At 71.5% G+C, this 20,419-nt stretch carries 6 protein-coding genes; all 6 read right to left on the bottom strand.

Annotation, left to right across the window (positions count from 1 at the left end; translation table 11 throughout):
• Positions 1-9: 9 nt before the first annotated feature.
• A complete protein-coding gene (locus ABZ370_RS34820) occupies positions 10-7,239 on the bottom strand; it encodes an SDR family NAD(P)-dependent oxidoreductase (RefSeq protein ID WP_358629352.1) in 7,230 nt (2,409 codons plus the stop codon).
• 31 nt (positions 7,240-7,270) lie between these two features.
• A complete protein-coding gene (locus tag ABZ370_RS34815; protein ID WP_358629349.1) occupies positions 7,271-8,581 on the bottom strand; it encodes an FAD-dependent oxidoreductase in 1,311 nt (436 codons plus the stop codon).
• A gap of 5 nt (positions 8,582-8,586) precedes the next feature.
• Positions 8,587-9,468, bottom strand: coding sequence for an ACP S-malonyltransferase (locus tag ABZ370_RS34810; RefSeq protein WP_358629346.1), 882 nt, complete (start codon positions 9,466-9,468; stop codon positions 8,587-8,589).
• Positions 9,469-9,479: 11 nt separating this feature from the next.
• Positions 9,480-14,705 (bottom strand): beta-ketoacyl synthase N-terminal-like domain-containing protein, encoded by a 5,226-nt coding sequence (locus tag ABZ370_RS34805; protein WP_358629343.1) that lies wholly within the window; start codon positions 14,703-14,705, stop codon positions 9,480-9,482.
• Positions 14,706-14,773: 68 nt separating this feature from the next.
• Entirely contained in the window at positions 14,774-15,637 is an 864-nt protein-coding gene (locus ABZ370_RS34800) for a polyketide synthase dehydratase domain-containing protein (protein ID WP_358629340.1), read from the bottom strand.
• Entirely contained in the window at positions 15,634-20,292 is a 4,659-nt protein-coding gene (locus tag ABZ370_RS34795) for a beta-ketoacyl synthase N-terminal-like domain-containing protein (RefSeq protein ID WP_358629337.1), read from the bottom strand. Before ABZ370_RS34795 ends, ABZ370_RS34800 begins: the two co-directional genes overlap by 4 nt.
• Between the last annotated feature and the right edge of the window lie 127 nt (positions 20,293-20,419).

The following is a 20,419-nucleotide window of genomic DNA, read 5'->3' as shown; positions in this document are numbered from 1 at the left end:
CGGTGCCGGTCACTCGAACCAGAACCGGTTCTGTTCGAACGGGTAGCCCGGCAGACGCAGCCGGTGGTACCGGTCGTCGTCGAACACCGTTGTCCATGCGCACTCCTCCCCCTCCAGATACCGGGTCCGTACGGCCTCCAGCGCGGCGCGGTGACCGGTATCCGCCGCGTCCGGCAGGGCCACCGGGTGCGCGGTCAGCCGATTCCGTCCGCACTTGGCCACCTCCTCGGGCCGTGCCTCCTCCAGCTGCCTGCGCAGATCGGAGGTGCTGGAGACGGTCCAGGCCATCCGGTACTCGAAGTGGTCGCGGCCGACCGCCAGGGTGTGGGCGATGTCCGCGAGGTCCGCGGACTCCGCCTCCGGGCCGCGCAGCCACTCCAGCAGACCGTCCCGCATCGCCGAAAGCGACCCGGGAGAGCGGGCGCTGAGCGTGATGAGCCAGTACGGCCGCGACGCCCTGCGGGCCGGTGGCGGGGCGGGTGCCTCGGAGAGGACCACATGCGCGTTGGAGCCGCCGAACCCGAAGGAGCTGACGCCGGTCACCAGCGGTGTGCTCCGCTCCCACCGCTCGTTCTCCAGCAGCAGCCGGAAGGGCGAACCGTCCAGCTCGACAAGCGGATTGGGCTCCTTGAAGTTGATGTTCGCCGGGAGGTGGCGGTGGCGCAGACACAGCAGGAGCTTCAGCAGCCCGGCCATCCCCGCGGCGGGCTCCAGATGGCCCACATTCGTCTTCACCGCGCCCAGCGTGATGCTGCCCGGCTCCCGGTGCGGGGCCAGCGTGCCGAACGCGGCCCGCAGCGCGCCGACCTCGATGGGGTCGCCCAGGTTCGTCCCGGTGCCGTGCGTCTCGATGTGGGTGACCCGGGCGGCCAGTTCCGGTGTGTAGGCCTTCTCCAGCAGCGCGGTCTGGGCCTCGGGGTTGGGGGCGGTCAGTGAGTTGGAGCGGCCGTCGTGGTTCTCGGCCACCGCCTCGACCACCGCGAGGACGTCGTCACCGTCCCGCACGGCGTCGTCGAGTCGCTTGACCACCACACAGCCCACGCCCTCCGCCCGCACATAGCCGTTGGCCTCCTTGTCGAAGGTGGCGCAGCGGAAGTCGGGGGAGAGCACCCCCAGCCCGCTCGCCGCGTCGGTGGCGGCGGGGTCGACGAGCACGCTGACGGCGCCCACGAGGGCCACCTCGCACTCCCCCGCCGCGAGCGAGAGCACACCCCGGTTCAGCGCCACCAGCCCGCTCGAACAGGCGGTGTCGACCGTCTGGCTCGGTCCGGTGAAGTCGAGGAGGTGGGACACGCGATTGGCGAGCATGGTGTGCGCGTTGCCCGTGACGGCGTACGGGTGGGCCCAGTCCGCGCCGTGGTGCAGCGCCGCCTGGTACTCGCTGAACTGCACCCCGGCGAAGACACCCACGTCCCGCAGCGCCCCGGGCGCGTGGCCCGCGTCGAGCAGGGCGTTGTACGCGCACTGGAGGAAAAGCCGGTGCTGCGGGTCCATGAGCATCGCCTCCCGGGCGGAGAGCCCGAAGAAGCCGTGGTCGAAGGAGTCGAACCCGTCGATGGTGCCCGCGAAGTACTCCTTGCCCTGGTCCTGACCGTGGTCCTTGGCGTCGTCCTTCGCGTGGTCTTTCCAGCGGTCGACCGGGCGGATGGCGCTGCGGTTCTCGACGAGCAGCCGCCAGAAGTCCGCCAGGTCCGCCCCTCCGGGCAGGATGCCGCTCATGCCGACGATGGCGTACTTGCCGCGGCCGGGCCGTGTGTCGGGGATCGCGGGTGCGGCCGTGGGTTCCTCCGCCGGTACGCCCTGGTCCCTCAGATAGGTGCTCAGCGAGGTGATGCTGCTGTACGTGAAGAGGGCGTTGGGCGGTGTCTCCACACCGAATTCCGGGCCCAGTTCCCGCGCCAGGCCCTGGAGCATGACCGAGCTGTAGCCGAGGTCGCCCCAGGTGCTGTCGAACGTGATGTCCGCGGGCCGCAGCCCGGTCTGCGCGCGCACCAGCTCCACGAGCCGGTCGCCGATGTCCTCCAGCGCCGCGGTGGCCGGGCGTGCCGGATCCCCGCCGTCTGCCTTCGGCGCCGCCCGGCCGGTGGCGGGGAGCAGCCGCTGCCGCATCCGCTCCACGTCGCCGACGCAGGGGATGACCTGGTGGCATTCCTGCGGCAAGCCGCCCAGCAGGTCGACGAACAGCTCCGCGCCCCGCCGCGAGGAGAGCGGCTCCATCCCGAACTCGCCGCGCAGGTACCGGGCGAGTGCCTGATACCGCTCCCGTCGTTCGTCGTCGGCGTCCAGCCACAGCGGCCAGTTGACCGAGAGGGTGAGGCCGCTGCGTTCGCCGTCCGTCACACGCCGGGCGCGCTCGGCCGCGAACTCGTCGAGGAAGCGGTTGGCGGCGATGTAGTCGCTCTGCCCGGTGTTGCCCATCACGCTTGAGATGGAGGAGAAGACGCAGAAGAAGTCCAGGCCCAACTCCGCGGTGTACCGGTCCAGGTTCCGTGTGCCCCGCACCTTGGGCGCGAGAACGGCCTCCGCGTCCTCGGCGGACTTGTTCTGCACCAGGGCGTCGCGGATGACACCGGCGGAGTGGATGACCCCGTCGAGCCCGCCGAAGCGCTCGCGGATTCCCTCGATGAGGTCCCGGGTCCGGGTGGACGAGGTGATGTCGGCCTGCTCGTAGTGCAGCCCCGGGGACGCGGCGATCCACTGCCGCCGCCCGGCGTCCGGCGCGGAGCGGCCGACGGCGATCACCGTGGCGCCGTACCGTTCGATCAGGCGCTCGGCGATGGCGCGGCCCACCGCGCCCAGACCGCCGGTGAGGAGATACGTCCCCCCGGTGCGCAGCCGGACGCCATCGTCCCGCCGGATCTCCGTCAGCTCCCGTGTCTCGCGTGTGCCGTTCGACCACCTGACCTCGGTGAGCGGCCGCCGTGCGGCGCGCAGCTCGTCCAGCAGGGGCGGCCAGCCGTCGGCGAGCGCGGCCGCGGTGTCGGTCCGGCGTGCCTGAACGGTGCGGATGTGGGGGTTCTCCTCCGCCAGTCCGTGGAGGAACCCGGCCAGGGCCCGCACCTCGGCCGTATCCGTCGCACGGGTCACGCCGAGGATCGTGGACGGGGTGCGGCAGGACTGGAGGGCCCGGGCGAACGACAGGGCCGAGGCGACCGTCGTCTTGCGCCGGAGGTCCACCCAGTACAGGTGGTCAAGGCCCAGCTCCTCCGTCAGATGCCGCAGCATGTGGCGGGCGGCCACGTCGTCGTCTTCGGGCAGCTCGATACGGTCCGCCTCGATGGCCAACGCGTCGCCGGGCACCACCCGGATCAGCCTGGTCGGCTCGGGCGGGTGGGGAAGCGGGTGCACGTGGCCACGGTCGGTGAGGACCAGGACGCGGCACACCGGGGGATCGTCGGCCGCCGGGTCGTCCACCGCGCGCCGACGCCACACCGGAGCGAGCAGCAGCTCGGCGGTCGCGTCGTCGGCCGAGGCCGGTGCGGTCGGCCGCTTCGTGTGGTCGAGCGTGTCGGCCACGTACCGCTCGGCGGCGAAGGGGTAGAGCGGGGCGTCCACCAGCATGGGCACCGGGAACAGCTCCGTGAAGCCGGGGTTCCCGCCGTCGAGGTACGCCGACGCCGCACGGGCCCAGGGGTCGTCGTCCGGCGGCGCGGCCGGGGAGATCCCGCCCTCGCCCCGGAGCAGGCCGGTCAGCTGCTCGACGCTCTCGGCCCAGTAGCCGCGCCGGACCCGGAAGTGCTGCCTGGCGCGGCACAGGGTGTAGCTCAGCCCGTACAACGACGTGTCGGGCGCGTTCCGCAGCGCGGCGAGCAGGTCGTCCACGCGCCGCCGCACGGCGGCCTCGTCCCGTCCGGAGAGCGGGATGAAGTAGCGCGGGAACGCGGGGACGGGGCGGCTCTCGCGCGGTGCCACGAACTCCTGGATGATCGCGTGTCCGTTGGCGCCGCCCGCGCCGAACGAGCTGAGTCCGGCGAAGCGCGTGGGACCGCTGCCGCCGGTCCAGGGCCGGGCCTCCTTGACCAGGGCGAACCGCGAGTCCTCCAGGTGCAGGTCGGGGTTCTCCAGTGCGCAGTGGAGCGTGGGCGCCAGGGTCCGGTGGGCGAGCTGCTTGACGACCTTGACGAGCCCGGCCATGGCGGCGGCGGACTCCAGATGCCCGATGTTGCTCTTGACCGAGCCCAGGTGGGCGCGGCCCCGCTCGGGCCCGCCGTACGCCCGGCTCAGCGCGCGCACCTCGATCGGATCGCCGAGCCGGGTGCCCGTGCCGTGCGCCTCGACGTAGGTCACCGCGGCCGGTTCGATCTCCGCGGCGGCCAGCGCCGAGGTGATCACGCGGTGCTGGGCGCGCTCGGACGGCACGGTGAAACCGGCCGTCCTGCCGCCCGCGTTCACCGCCGTCGCCCGGATGACGGCGTGCACCCGGTCCCCGTCCCGCAGCGCCTCGGACAGCGTCTTGAGGACGACGGCCACGGTTCCCTCGCCGGGCACATAGCCGTCCGCCTCCACTCCGAAGGCCTGGCAGTGGCCGGTGGGGCTGAGGAACGTGCCCTCGGACAGCAGCCGGTACTTCCCCGGGTGTGTCATGAGGTTCACGCCGCCCGCCACGGCGAGCGCACAGTCCCCGGAGCGGATACCGCGGACGGCGAGGTGCAGGGCCGTGAGCCCGCCGGAGCACATGGTGTCCAGGGCGATGCTGGGGCCGTGCAGGTCGAAGGCGTAGGAGACCCGGTTGGCGATGGCGGCGAACGAACTGCCGATCACCCGGTCGGGGGCGGTGAGGTCCTGGTAGTGGCCGAACATGGCGGCCACGAAGACGCCCACGTCGTCGGTGGGCCGGGCGAAGTACCCCGAGTCCTCCAGGGCGTGGTGGACGCACTGCAGAAAGCGGCGCTCCTGCGGGTCCATGGACCGCGCCTCGACGGGGGTGATGTTGAAGAAGACGGGGTCGAAGTCCAGGGCGTGGTCGAGGAACCCGCCGTGGCGGCCGTACGAGGTGCCCGGCTCGTCCGGTGCGAAGGAGTGGTGGTCACGCCAGTCCCAGCGGTCGCCGGGAATGACCCGCACCGCGTCTTCGCCCTTCAACAGCGCCTGCCAGAACGCCTCGGTGTCGGCGCCACCGGGGAACTCCCCGGCCATGCCGACGATGGCGATGTCGTCGGGACGGTAGGCGTCGGGTGTGGCTTCTGCCTCGGCCACGACCGCCGCGGGTGCCGCAGGCGCGGCGGGTTCGGCGGGCGCGGCAGGTTCGGGGGGCACGGCAGGTTTGGCGGGTTCGGCGCGTTCGGCGGGCGCGGGGGCCACGGTCTCAGGGGGCTCGGACGCCGGGGGCGCCACGGGGGCTGCGGGCCCCGTGGGTACCGCGGGCACGGAGCCCGCAGGGGCCTCGGGCGCCTGCGACCCAGGGGCCGCTGGTGCAGGCGCCACGGACGCGGGGGGCACGGCCACAGGGGGCATGGGCGCCGCAGACACGAATACAGGGGCCTCGGGGGCCGCAGGCATCGTGGGAGCCTCAGACGCGGGCGCTGGTGTCGGAGACGCAGACGCCACGGACCCGGGCGCCACTGGCGCCACTGGCGCGGGTGCCACGGCGGTCGTGGGGGGCGGGGGCGCGGGCGCGGGTGCCGCCTCCGCAGGGTTCGTGGCGGGCTGCCGCGTGTCCGGCTGCTCGCGGGCGAGGAGAGATGCCAGCTCGGCGGGGAAGTTCTCGGTCAGATGCGCGCCGAGCGCGGCGACCGTCGGGTACTCGAAGAGGACGGCGCGGCTCAGCCGGGACGTCCCGGCGATGCCCAGCCGGGCTTCGATGTCCCTGCTCACGCGGATGCTGCCGACGCTGTCGAGGCCCTGGTCCAGCAGGTTGTCGTCGTCGCGCAGATGCCGCAGGCCGCTGTGGCGCGCGACCACCTCCCGCAGCCACCGCGTGGTGCCGAGCAACAGGTCAGGGGCAGGGGACGCGGCCGGTGCGGCCGGTGCGTCGTCGGGGCCCAGTCGCAGCTGCCCGTCGTAGACGGCCAGGCGCCGTGCCCCGGCGCCGATGGCCGACATCAGCACGTCACATGCCCGCTCCGGGGGCATCGGCCGCAGCCCGGTCCCGTCGGACCCGTCGGACCCGTCGTCCGGCATTCGCATGCCATCGGTGTCCCACAGGCCCCAGTTGACGCTGTACCAGTCGGGCCGGTGCACGGAGAGCCGGTCGAGGAACGCGTTGGCCGCTCCGTACGCCACCTGGCCGACGTTGCCCGTGACGCTCGTCAGCGAGCTGAAGTGCACCACCATGCCGGGCCGGTGCGGGCCCGACAGGGCCGCCAGGTTGAGGCCTACGGCCACCTTCGGCCGCAGGACGTTCTCCATGCGGTCGGGGGTCAGGTGGTACAGCAGACAGTCGTCCAGCACTCCGGCGAGGTTGAACACGGCTGTGAGCGGGCCGAATTGCTCGTGGAGGTACCGCAGTGCCCCGTCGAGCGCCTCGGGTTCATGGGCCTCGACACTCACATAGCTTCTGACGCCCGCCTCCTTCAGCGCCGCCAGCGCCTGCCGGTCGGGAGTGCCGCGCCCGAGGACGAACACCTCGGCGCCGCGGCGCTCGTTGAGATAGCGGCACAGATGCCGTCCGATGCCACCGGCTCCGCCGATGAGCACGACGCGGTCGCCGCGGCCGAACACCTCTCGCGGCCGCTCGTTCTCCAGCGGCAGCGGCGTGTGTTCCAGCCGCGCGATCCGGTCGCCGTCGGCCCGTAGCCGCGCCCCCGGATACCGGGCACCGGCCGCGATCCAGGCGCGCAGCCGCTCCGCGGTGACGGGGTCGGCGTACTCGACGGCCGTATGGTCGAGCGGGCATTCCAGCGCGGCCGACAGGGCCATGCCGTCGAGCAGCGACGGAAGCACATCCGCCGCCCGGGACAGCGTGACGAGATGGAGTCGGCGGCCCCTCAGGGCCTGCAGCAGGGACAGACAGGTCCGAGCGAACCGCATCGCCCGGCCGTACTCCGGCGTGCCGCCGGACGGTCCGTCGCCCCACGCCACCACCACGGTGGTGTGGCGGCCGACGCGCTGTCGCAGCTCCTGCCCGAACCGGGCCTCGTCGTGCGTGGCGGGGCCCGCGTACCAGCATGCGGCGCCGAGGGAACCGGCCGCCGACGCGATGTCCTCCAGGTCGGTGATCACGAGCGTGTCCGCACCGTCCGGCCGGCCGGACGCGTCCGGGACGGCGAGGTCCGTGTACCGAGGTGCCAGTGATGTCACAGCTCATCCCCGTCCGAGAAAGTGGGCTCGCTCATACGCCCATGAATTCCTTGACGCCGCGGAACTGCCCGAGGGCGGGCGCGTCGTCCGGGAAGGGGTGCGGAACCCCCAGCCGATCCGCGATGACCAGCCCGGAGACGATGGCCCCCTCGTGTCCGGTGATGCTGGTGTCGGTGCCGCAGAACCAGAGGTTGTTGCGGCCCTGGATCTCCCTCAGCCGCTTCTTGCGGCGCACATCCACCGGCCGGAGCTGCGGAAGCTTCCACTTCCGGCGGACGATGACGCGGTCGGGGTCGATCTCCTCCTGAGGGTCGAACGTGATCAGGAGGGGCGACTTGACCTTCCGGTAGGGGTGGAGCGCGTTGCAGTTCCGGGTGAGGCTTCCCCTCAGTTCCTCGGCCCGGTCGAGTGCGAACCCCGGTGGCATCCGGAACTGGCAGTAGGCATCGCCGCCCACCGGGCTGAGCCAGCTTTCGTCCCTGTGCAGCACGCTCTCGACGGGTACGTACGCGAAGTCTCCGAGCAGTTCCCCGTACCGGGCGTCGGAGGTCCACAGCAGTCCCCGTGTCACGTCCGCGTGTGTGGCGAACACGACCTGGTCGAACCGGTAGTCCTCTCCCCCGGCCACCACCGTCACCCCGGAGTTGGTCGGCACGACGGCCTCGACGGGTGTGTTCAGCCGGACGCGGTCGCCCAGCTCGTCCCCGATTCCGCGCAGGTAGCCGTGGATGCCGCCGTCCGCCTTGCGCCAGTACCCGGCGGAGAAGAAGGAGAGCAGATGCGTGCTGAACGACAGTGCCACGTACATGAGCGTGTAGTCCAGGGAGGGTGCGTGGCAGCCCGAGTAGATGCTCAGGATGGGGTTCATCGCCTGGTACTTGAAGCTCTTGGAGTACCCGTTCTCGTCCAGGTACTCGCCGATGCTCATGGTCTTGTACCTGTCGTCGCCCGAGGTGGCCACCTGGTTCATCTGGCGGTGGAACCGGTCGAACTCCTCGTGCAGCTCCTCACGTAACCGTCCGGAGAAGTTGAGGTTGCTCCACGTCTGCTGCTCGCCGGGGAAGTCCACGTGTACGGAGGAGGGGGCGACGTAGGTCGTGATGCCGAAGTCGGTCAGCAGTCTGAACAGGTTGGGCGAGAGCTTCTCGTTGAAGTGTTCCACGCCCATGTCGACGTGGAAGGTGCCCTGTTCCGTCTCGACCGGATGGCTGTAGGCGTGTCCGCCCAGGTACTCCCCCGCCTCGAACAGCGTGACGTCGTGCTTCCGGGCCAGCTGCCAGGCCGCGACGGAGCCGGAGCCGCCCCCACCGATGACGGCGATCCTGCTGATTCCTGTGTCCACGGTCCTCACTTCCAGGGCTCGGCCTGCGGCGAGGGTTCGTCGCCGAGGATCTCTGTGCTCAAGGTGGTCAGCACCGTGCCGGGGCCGACCTCCTCGAACCTCTTGTGTCCGGTACGGGCCAGCCGCGCCACGGTCTGCCACCACCGCACCGGCTTCACGAGCTGGAAGACCATTTCCTCCAGCAGATGGTCGGGCCCCAGGGCCCGGCCGCTCGTCGTGGAGATCACGGTCTTGGCGGGCGGGGCGAACTCCCGGTCGCGCAGGAAGCGGGCGAACGCGCGCCGGGACGGCTCCATGTGGCGGGAGTGGAAGGCGCCGCCGACCGGCAGTGGCACACAGCGGTGGCCCGCCTCCCGCAGCCGCGGTACCAGCTCCTCCAGCCGGGGCTTCGCCGCGCTGAGCACGACCTGATCGGGGCTGTTGTAGTTGGCCACGTCCACGTCGAAGAACTCCAGCCGGACGAGGTGTTCGTCGATCTCGTCCACCCGGGGTCCGATGACGGCCACCATGGCCCCGTCGCGCGCCTCCTGCATGAGCGCGCCGCGCTCGGAGACGATCTCCAGCCCCTCGAAGAGGCCGAAGACTTTCGCCGCGAAGAGCGCCGGGTACAGCCCCAGGCTGTGGCCCGTCACGCACCGCACCTGCTCGTCCCCGTGGCGTTCGGCGTACTCCAGGTACATCAGACAGCTGACGAAATAGATCGCCTGCTGGGTGTGGGCGGTTTGGTTGAGTCGCCCGTGCGGGTCCTCCAGGCACAGTTCGCGCAGGGAGTATCCGACGGTCTCGTCGGCCCTGTCGCACAGCCCGGGATACGCGTCGAACACCTCCCTGCCCATGCCCACGTGCTGGGAGCCCTGCCCGGGGAACATCACGACGTCGCTGGCCACGGCCGCCCCCGTCAGTTCAGCTCGAAGACGGTGAAGGGCGCGGAGGCGGGCCCCGTCCCGGACCCCGTCCCGGGTTCCTGACCGGGTTCCGGTCGCCGGACCGCCATGGACACCACCTCCTCCAAGGCCACCAGGACCTCGCCGTGTGCGTCGGTGAAGAAGAAGTCGTAGACGCGGGTCCGCCGGGAGTGGCCGCCCGGCCGGGCCACACAGGTGCAGAACACCGCCTCGTCCCGTGGCGCCCGTACCACCGTCAGCCGTCCCAGGTGGTACGGGACGAACACGGACCCGCCCGGTGCCTCGTCCTCGGCCGCGAGCAGGATGGACAGCTGCATACCGCAGTCCAGCAGCGCGGGCGACAGGCCGTATCCCCAGTCGCGCTCCGCGTGGACGAAGGCCCGCACCGCGCCCGGCCCGACGTCGGCCCAGCGCACGCACCGCAGCGGTTCGCCGTAGTCGTAGCCGAGCCGCCGGAAGGTGGCGTAGACGTCCTTCCCGTCCTGCCTGCGGGTGCCGGAGGGCAGGTCGGGCGGGCCGCCCGCCGCTGCCGGTGCCATCACCTCGGCGGTGCAGTGCACCTCACCCGTGGCGCGGTCGACGAGCGACAGCTCGCCGCCGTGCTCCCGGACCTCGACGGCCCCGGGGTCGGTGATCCGCTTCTGCCACAGCACGTTCCCGAGGGCGCTGCCCGCCGTCCGACCGGCGAGGACCGCGAGCGTCCAGGCCGCCGGGGCCATGGCCACGCCGTCGATCCGGTGGGCGGACACCAACGAGGAGAGACCGTGGAAGCCGGACTCCACGGAATCGACCCAGTGGCGGTGGCGGAGGAACGGATACGCGGGCAGATCGACGGGGGCGCGCCGGGGGTAGTAGGTGTTCCAGGCCGGGGAGCCGCCCGACTCGTACAGGGCCGCGATGTCCCGGGCCGTGCGGGCCGAGAGCTCGTCCACCGCCGTGTCCCGTACGGCCGTGGCCGCGGGCTCGGGCCGCTGTCGCAGGTCCCGCTCCAGACCGCGGACGAGTTCGTCCTGGTCACGGCAGACGATGGCCACGCGCTGCGGGAAGCTGTCGCGGCAGCAGGCGAGCGTGTAGGCGAGGGCGTCCATGTCGACCCGGCGCCCGTGCAGCCACTGCCGCAGCTCGTCCATGGCCAGCTGCAGTCCGGCGCCGCTGTGGTGGGAGAGCGGGATGACGTAGCAGTCGCGCCCAGGGCCCGGGGCGGCCGCCGTGGCGGGCACCCCGCGCAGCACCACATGGGCGTTGGCGCCGCCCGCGCCGAACGAACTCACGGCGGACACCAGGGGCAGGTCGGCGGGCCAGCTCTCGCGCGCCGTGCTGAGGGTGAACGGGGTCCCCGCGAAGTCCAGGTGCGGGTTGGTGTGCTCCGCGTGCAGCGAGGGCACCAGGGTGCCGTGGCGCATCTGGAGCACCGCCTTGAGCACTCCGCTCAGCCCGGCCGCCGATTCGAGGTGGCCGATGTTGGACTTCACCGAACCCAGCCGGACGCGCCGCGTACCGGCCGCGGCGTAGGCCTTGGTGAGGGCCCGCAGCTCGATGGGGTCGCCCAGCGCGGTCCCGGTGCCGTGGGCCTCGACGTAGCCGACCTCTTCGGGCAAGGTGTCCGCCGCCGCGAGGGCCTTGGCGACGAGGGTGTGCTGAGCCTCGGGGTTCGGCGCGGTGTAGCCGTTGGCCCGGCCGCCCGCGTTGACCGCGGAGCCGCTGATGAACGCGTAGACGCGGTCCCCGTCGCGTACGGCGTCCTCGGCGGGCCTGAGCACCAGGCTGATGACACCCTCGCCGTCCACGAAACCGTCGGCCCCGGCGCCGAACGGCCTGCACTCCCCGGTGCGCGAGAGCATCTCCAGGCCGCACAGCAGCCGGTACTGGCGTGGGTGGGTGATGAGGTTGACGCCGCTGACGACGGCGCGGTCACACTCGCCCGTGCGCAGCGACTGGCAGGCGAGGTGCAGCGCGGTCAGCGAGGCCGAGCAGGCGGTGTCGACGGCCATGCTGGGGCCGTGCCAGTCGAAGTGGTACGAGGCCCGGTTGGCCATCGACCAGAAGGTCGAGGTGGGCGGTTCGGCGCCGCGCTCGGTGGCCGTGTGCCAGGCGTATCCGCCGTTCATGACGCCGACGAACACTCCCGTGTCGCTGCCCGCGAGCCGTCCCTGGCTGTATCCGGCGTCCAGGATCGCCAGATAGGTCTGTTGCAGCACCAGACGTTCCTGGGGGTCCATCCGCGCCGCGTCGTGGGGCGTGATGGAGAAGAACGTGTGGTCGAACGCGTCGATGTCGTCGACGAAGGCGCCGCGATCGGTGTACGCGGCGGGCTCGGGGCCGTCCGCCAGGGGCTCGCTGAAGCGCTCCGGGGGGATGGTGGAGGTGCAGTCCAGGCCCTCGAAGAGGTTGTCCCAGAACTCCTCGGTGTCGCGGGCCTTCGGCAGCCGTGCGGAGATGCCGACGACGGCGATGTCCCCGGGCTTCGGCACGATGTCGCGGTCGTCGCCGGTGGGTGCGGCCGGGGCCGGGGATTCATCGAGTGGCTGCCGCTGCGGCTGCGGCGTCCGCTGCGGCTGCGGCTCGGTGGCGGGGAACGCGGTGTGCACCGCGTCCGCGTGTTCGGTGACCAGGTACTCCACCAGCCGCGCCACCGTCGGAAACTCGAACCACACCGTGGCGGGCACATACCCCACCCGCTCGCGCAACGGCTTCAACAACTCCATGGAGATCAACGAGTCGATCCCCATGTCCCGGAACGGCCGATCGCGCTCCACCTCGACCAACTCAAAGCGCATCGTCTCCGCGATCACCCCACGGACGAATCCCTCCACCTCCTCCCGCACATCACTGACAGCCACTGCCGATTCGGGCTCCGGCTCGTCCGCCGCGCCCGCCAGGGCGACCATGACCTGCTGGCCGTCCCCGCCGTGGGGGCGCACGGCGCCGAAGCCCGCCTCGTGCATGAGCGCGCGCCACTGGTCGCCGCCGAGCAGTGGGCTGTGTTCGATCCGGTACGGGTCGTCGCCGAGCCACCAGCCGTCGGTGAGCCCGAACGTCAGCGTGGCGTAGTCCTGCCGGGTCGTGATCTCGTTGAGAACGAGGATTCCGCCGTCCCGCAGCACCGTGCGCACATTCCGGAGCGTGCCAGGGACGTTCGACGTGGCGTGGAGGACGTTGGTGGCCACGACCACGTCGAAGGACCCGGTGTACCGCGCGGGCGGGTTCTCGATGTCGCAGATCTCGTAGGTGAGGAACGGGTAGTCGCCGAAGGCGTCCCGGGCCTTGTTCAGGAACGCGTACGACAGGTCGGTGAAGTGGTAGCTCACACCGCGCCGGTCCAGCTCCGGCAGGACGAACCGGGTGGTGCTGCCGGTCCCGGCGCCCACCTCCAGGACACGCAGCGGACGCCCCGCCGAGCGGCGCTGGTAGGTGGCGACGACCTGGGCGCAGATCCGGTTGAAGTAGTCGGCGATGGGGTTGCTCTGGTACACGGGGGCGACGAGGTCGAAGGTACCGTCGGGGAAGAGCACGTCCAGCGCGTCGGTGGCACCGCTCAGCACATCGGGCAGATGGTCCAGACACCGGTCGAGCAGTGCGAGGTGTCCTTCCAACTCCGGGTATGTGCCAAGGAGTTCGCCCCGGGGCGGGGAGGAGGCGGAGGGCATCGCACCGATGGCCTCCCGCAGCTTCGCGTACTTGTCGATCGTCGCCGTCGGCAACGGCACCTGGTGCAGCCGCCACCGCGTGTACGCCTCCAGCCGCTCGGAGAGCTCCCGGTTGCGTGCGACATCCGCGTCGTCGCCGGTGAAGGCCGGTACGACGGCGTCGAGGATTCCCGTCACGTCCACAGGCTCGTGCGGTGTGATGCCCATGCGCTCCAACGCCTCTTCCGTTCCCTTCACACAGGTGATCCGCCGGTGGTCGTCGGCGAGGAACCGCTCGATGACCGCCAGCCCCTCGGCCGGTTCGATCGAGCCGATGCCCAGCCGCTCCATCCGCTCCCGGTACTCCGGCTTCGCGACGACGCCGATGCCGCCCCAGTAGCCCCAGTTGACGACCTTCGCGTCGATCAGCAGGGCCTGGTGGAGCAGGTCCGCGTAGGCGTCCTTGGCCACGCACGCGGCGGCGTAGTTGGCCTGTCCCGCACTGGCGATATAGGCCTGGACGGAGGAGAAGAAGAGGCAGAAGTCGATGTCCCTGCCGCGCAGCGCGTCCACGAGGTGGCGGGTGCCGTGCAGCTTCGGGCGCAGTACGTCGCACAGCACCTGCTCGCTCATCGTGGCGAGGGTGGAGTCCTGGAGGACGAGCGCGGAGTGGACGACGCCGTGGATGACCTCGTGGGCGTCGAGGGCGCGCCTGAGCGCCGGACCGTCGGCCAGGTCGGCCCGGTGGTAGTGGACCTCACGGGCGCCCAGCTCACGCAGTCGCTCCCGGGTCGCGGCGAAGTGTTCGGCCGGGCGGCGGCCGACGACGACCACCTCGGCCTGGTAGGCGGCCGCGAGGTATTCGGCGAGCAGGCCGCCGAGCCCGCCGGTGCCGCCCAGGATGACGTAGGTGCCGTGCGTCCGGAACGCCGTGCGGGCCGGGGGGCCGCCGAGGGACGCGGGCTCCATCGTGGCGACGGCGTACTCGTCGCCACGGACGCAGACGGGCTTGCCCGGCACGGTCGGCAGGGGCCGGTCCAGGGCTCCGGACAGCGACGACGCGGTGAGGTCGGCGAGGCAGAACGTGCGCACCGCCCACTCGGGCCGCTCCTTGGCGAGGGCCTGGGACAGGCCGACGTACACCCCGTCCACGGGATGCGTGGCGGCGGTGAACAGGGGGCTGGGCACCGCCTTGTCGGTGAACACGTCGAGCCGGACCCGCGGCCGCCGGTCGAGGACGTGGACGAGCTTCAGGAAGGCCGTGACATCGTCGTCCCGCGTCCCGTCGGCCCATGAGGTGCGGCTGACGAACACCAGGTGTTCGTCAGCGGGTGCCGGGTCGGTGGGTGCCGGGTCGGCGGCGAGGTCGGCCAGCGTGGCGCCGTCGAGCCGCAGAACCCTGCTGCGCGGGAACTCCTCCGTCAGTTCGTCGTGCAGACCGTGCTGCCCGGGCGGCGTCAGGAACGTCCTCAGGGACCCGTCGGCGGTCCGCGGCGGGTCCAGGCGGCCGTGTGTCCACCGCGGGGCGAACACCATCCGGTCCACGGAGGCATGACGGACCAGCGAGACATCGGGGAGCGTGCTGCCGGACACGGCGTTTCCGATTCGCCGTTCGTTGTGACTCAACAAAGTCCCCCATGCCTAGGATTCACAGCAGGATGTCAGAGAGCGGGTTTCACACCGAGGTCGAAGACCGAGAGAAGCGGTTCGTAACCCTCGTCGAATACCGTGAAATTCGTTCTGAAGGGCGAGAGTTTCTCCGTCAGGACGAAGGCCGAAGCGACAGGAAGCGATGGCGGAGCGTGAAAAACCATATGCCCCATGGAGAAAGGCATCAAGCTCTCCCGATGCTCTCCGATGGAAATCGCCATGCCCGACTGGAAGGAGCAGTCCAGGAGGTTGACCAGCCCGATCCGCGTACCGTCGTTGTGGGACAGCCAGGCCAGCGACAACTGTCCGTGACGCTGTACGTAGGTGATACGGCGAAAGTAGGGGCCGTAGTCGATGCCCATGTGTGAGAACTCTTCGTATATTTCCCGCCGGGTGAGATGGGACCGGGTGTTCGCGCAGATCGCGTCCCGTACGTCCAGGCCCACCGCAGGCGCCCGGTCCGGTCTCTCGAATTCGAGGGTGCCCATGCCGCAGGGCGCGGCGCCGTTGGTGACGGTGTAGTCCACGGCCATTCCATCGGGCGCGGAGCGAAAGGCCAGGGAGAGTTCGTCGAGTGGTTCGTCACCGGGGACCGGCCGCAGCCAGGCGGCGTCCCTGATGGCGAACGTCCGCCGTCCGGGGTGGAGCCGGGCGGCGCCGTGCAGCGCCATCTCCAGGCTGACGACGCCGGGCAGGACACGGCGGCCGCGCACCAGGTGCTCGCGGAGGTAGATGTGGCCGGGGCCGATGCGCGCCCGGAACCTGCCCGGTTCACCGGCTGCGAGCAGGGGAACCGGCTCCGCCGCGTCGCGGTCGGCCGCCGCGCCATGGTCGGCCACCGCGTCGCGGTCGACCGCGTCGTCTTCGGTCCTCATGGCGTGCGTCCCCCGTCCGTGAACCAGAGATCCCTTTCGTCGAACGGATAGCCGGGGAGCCGCAGCCTGCGCGGCTCGTGCCCCGCGAAGAGGCCCTGCCAGTGGACCGGCCGACCGGCCAGATACCCCTGGCGGGCCAGGTCGGGAGTCGGCCGCTGCGGGACGGGTTCCGGCTCGGCCGGTGGCGTGTGGACCGGCTCGCCCGCCGTACGCAGCGCGTGCGTCAGCTCCTCGGCGGAGGAGACGCACCAGGCCTGGCGGTAGGCCAGGGGCTCACGGCGGCAGAGGGTGTACGACACGTCGAGCAGGTCCTCGTCCGACAGCCGCCCGGCCCGCTCGATGTGGTCGAGCAGCGTGGCCGTGAGCCTGCGCAGTGCCTGTGACGTGCGCGCCGACAGCGGCACCAGCCGGGTCTGCGCCCGGGTGGTGCGCCGGGCGGGAGGGGGCGGCGGCGAGGAGAGGACGACGTGGGCGTTGGTGCCGCCGAAGCCGAAGCTGCTGATACCGGCGATGAGCGGGCCACCGTCGTCGTCCCACGGCACCGTCTTCCGCAGCACCTCGAAGGGGGTGTCCTCCAGGGCGATGCCCGGGTTGAGCTCCTGGACGTGCAGATTGCCCGGCAGGGTCCGGTGCTCGAAGGCCTTGACCACCTTGGTCACGGAGGCGACGCCCGCGGCGGGTTCCAGATGCCCGATGTGGGACTTGACCGCGCCGAGCAGGACGCGGCGCCCGGCAGGCTCCGGCACCAGGTGCTCCCACGCCCGCTTGAGCGCGTCGATCTCGATCGCGTCGCCCAGCACCGTCCCGGTCCCATGGGTCTCGATGTAACCGGTGCGGGCGGCGAGTTCGGGAGTGTAGGCGTCCAGCAGCAGGTGGTACTGGGCGTTGGGGTTGGGGGCGGTGAGCGAGTTGGCGCGGCCGCCGTGGTTCTCCGCCACGCTCTCGACCACCGCTCGGATGTCATCACCGTCGGCGAGGGCGTCCGTCAGCCGCTTGACCAGGATGGTTCCATACCCCTCACCGCGGACGTAGCCGTTGGCCGAGGCGTCGAAGGCGGCACAGCGGTGGTCGGGCGAGAGGAACCGGGCCGCCTGGAGCCCTTCGTTGATCTGGGTGTCGAGGATGAGGTTCACCCCGCCCACCACCGCCGCGTCACAGACCCCGGCCCGCACGTCACGGCACGCCTTGACCAGCGCCACCAGGGAGCCGGAGCAGGCGGTGTCGAGGGTGGTCGAGGGGCCGTGCCAGTCGAACCAGGAGGAGACGCGGTTGGCGATGAGGCTCATGGAGTGCCCCACCAGCGAGTACGGCATCTGCCGGGCGTCCGCCCTGGCCTGGAGCAGCGCGTAGTCGTTGCCGGTGGCCGCCATGTAGCAGCCGGTACGTGTTCCGCTCAGCTCGGAGGGGGCGTATCCGGCGTCTTCGAGCGTGTGCCAGACGGACTGCAGCAGCAGCCGCTGCCGTGGGTCCATCCAGCCGGCCTCCAGTGGCGAGATGGAGAAGAACCGGGCGTCGAACCCTTTGACCCCGGGCAGGAACCCGGCGACCTCGCCGGGCAGGCCGCGTTCGACACCGGCCGGTGCGACGCAGTCCCTGCCGTCGACCAGGGTCCGCCAGAACGCGTCGGGGTCCGGCCCGCCGGGCAGGACCGCCGAGAGTCCGACGATGGCCAGGCGGTCGTCGGCGCCGGGTGCGGCCGGGACCGCCCCGGGGCGTGGCGCGGCTGTCGGCCGAGTGTCCTCCCCCTGTCCGGGCCGTCGGCCACCGGACATGCGGATGACGGTGTCGGCGAGATGGCGCAAGGTGTTCAGGCGGTAGAAGTCATGCGCGTGGACGACGATGCCGTACCGTTCGCTGATCTTGGCGGCGAGGATGTTGTAGCCGAGCGAGGTGACACCCTGGTAGCCCAGGGGCCGGTCGGCGTCCGGTGGCGCGAGGCCCAGTTCGGTGGCGATGAGCTGCCGCAGCTCGGAGAGGACATCTGCCGGGTCCGTCCCGCCGGTCGCGTGTGCGGCCCGCTCGCCGCCGGTCGCGGGTGTTGACGCCTCGCCCTGCGGATACAGGTCCAGCGAGGGCAGGGGCTCCTGCGCCAGCTTCTTGACGTCGGTCTTGCCGTTGGCCGTCAGCGGAAGCTCGCGGAGCCGGTGCACCGCCTGCGGCACCATGTAGTACGGCAGCGTGTCCCGGCACCGCTCCCGCGCCACCGTGGCGTCGAAGTCCTCGGTGGAGGGCAGCCACACGAAGCAGCGCAGATGCGGTTCGGGCTCCGGCCGGACGACGGCGACGACGGTCGCGGACGGCATCTGGGCGGCCACCGCGGTGGCCACTTCGCCGAGTTCGATCCGGTGGCCGTTGACCTTGCGCTGGCCGTCGTCGCGGGAGACGTAGACGAGGTGCGACGGCCCCTCGTAGTGGACCAGGTCGCCGGTCCGGTAGGACGGCGTGCCGTCGGGCAGCACACCGAAGGCCGTCGACGGGGCGTTGAGATACCCCTGGGCCACGCAGTCGCCCGCGATCATCAGCTCGCCGCGCATGCCCGGGGCGACGGACCGCCCGTCGGCGTCCACCACGTAGTACCGGGTGTGGTGCGCGGGCTCGCCCAGGTGGATGTGGCCGGCGTCCGTGACGCGCTGCCAGCCGGCCCAGATGGTCGCCTCGGTCGGGCCGTACATGTGGTGGACGGCAGCGCCCTGGCTCAGCAGATACTCCGCTAGGTCGCGGTCCAGGGCCTCCCCGCCGCACAGCAGGGTCATGGGACGGCGGGCCCGCCATCCGGCGGTCTTCAGGATGCGCCAGGTGGACGGCGTGGCCTGGACCACGGTGGCCCCGCTGCCGTCGATGCGCTCGGCGAGCAGGGTCCCGCTGGTCCTGGCCTCCTCGGACACCACCTGGACACTCGCGCCGCACAGCAGCGGCAGCAGGATCTCCAGCAGCGAGATGTCGAAGCCGATCGGGGTCAGGGCCACGATGCGGTCGTCCGGGTCCATGCCGGGGTCCTCCCGCACGGAGTGCAGGAAGTTGACGAGGCTGCGCTCGCTCACCGCCACGCCCTTGGGGGTGCCGGTCGATCCCGAGGTGAACATCACGTAGGCGGTGCGATCCCCGTCCGCGGGGACCGACGGCCGGAGGTCGTACGGCTCCGGGCCAGGCGGCGGGGGCCGCAGCGCTCCGTCCACGTCCTGCGTCCGCAGGTGGGGGAACAGCCGCGCCGCCCGGTCCCGGGTGGCCGCGTCCACCAGGACCACGCCCAGGCGCGCGGTCTTCGCCATGTACGCGAGCCTGCCGTCCGGCAGCCGGGGGTCCAGCGGCACGAACGTACGCCGCAGCGCCAGCGCGGCCAGACAGGCGACCGGGACCGCCGCCGACCTCTCCAGGAAGATGCCGACCGACTCCTCCCCGGAACCCGCGCCTTCGGAGGCCAGTGCGCTGCCGAGCCACCGTGTGGCGCCGAGCAGTTCGCCGTAAGTGAGCGACCGCTGATCGTCCACCACGGCCACCCGGTCCGGTTCCTGCCCCGCGGTGGCGAGCAGGGCCTCGCCCAGGCCCTGAGGATCCGGGGCGGTCCGTACGGATGATCCCTCGGCCACCGGTTCCCACGGGCGCGACAGGTCGCACCGCGACGGCGGCCGGTGCGGTTCGGTGGCCATGAACCGGGCCATGCGCAGGAAGTTGGTCGCCAGCGCCGACAGGGCCGGTGGCGACATCACACGCGTGGAGGAGTCGAAGGAGAGGTGGATGCCCTGCTCGTCGGAGCTGAAGTTGACGCTCAGCTCGCTCGAACTGCCGGTCTCGGGCTTGCGAATCCAGGAGGTCTCCAGCCCCCGCAGCTGCGGCAGGGCGGTCGGCAGCATGGCGGAGGAGGCGTTCACCACGAGGTTGAGAACGCTGTGTCCCTGGTCCACCCTGGCGCCCCGGTCCACCGTGGCGCCCCGGTCGCCGGTGGCGAGGGCGAGCAGGTCGAGTGTCGGGAAGCCCTGGTGGTCCCTCAGCTCCTCGCGCCGGGCGCGCACCTGCTCGAACACCGAGAGCGCGGGCCGCTCCGCCGAGACGTCCAGCCAGAGCGGCAGCAGGTTGGTGTGGCAGCCGTAGGGGGCTCCGTACGCCCGGGTGTCCACGGTGTGCGCGACGACGACGCTCTGGTCGTCGCCGTCGCCGTAAGCGTGGACAAGGGCTCCGGTGACGCCCACCACGAACTGGAGCAGGCTCAGCTCGTGGTGGCGGAGGAACCGGTGGATCACATCGGCCTGATCGCCGGTGAGCGTCTCCTTGACCGCGATGCCACGGCCGGTCCGGTGGGGTGCCACGGAGGAGAAGGGCAGCGGCTGGTGCAGTCGGCGGCCCGCGAGCATCTGTCGCCAGTACGCCTCGTCCTCGTCGGCACCGGTCTGCCTCACCGCGCCGAAGGACCGCTCCCGCACCGGTGTGCCGCCCTGCCAGCAGGCGCCGAGGGCGGCGAGGAACGGGGCGTAGCAGCCACCGTCGAACACGACATGGCTGAAATCCAGGCGCAGCCACAGCTCTTCCGGGCCCACCTGCCAGTACCGGAACCGGAAGAGTTCCTGGCCGGTGGGGTCGATGCCGCCGGGGTCGAGGAGTTCGTCCTGCCGCTCGCAGCGCCGCAGCACGTGCCGGGGCGCGGGACGGCTTCGTGCCATCAGCGTTCCGCCGACTTCCGTGAAATAGCAGAGGAGCCGCGGAAAGACGGCCGAAATCACCTCTCGTAACGCATCATCGAGACGGCCGGTGTCGACATCTCCGGTCAACGCGTACACATAACCGATG

It is taken from the genome of Streptomyces sp. NPDC005962 (genome assembly GCF_040629205.1).
GTDB lineage: Bacteria > Actinomycetota > Actinomycetes > Streptomycetales > Streptomycetaceae > Streptomyces.
This window is presented reverse-complemented; position numbering and strand designations above follow the sequence as displayed.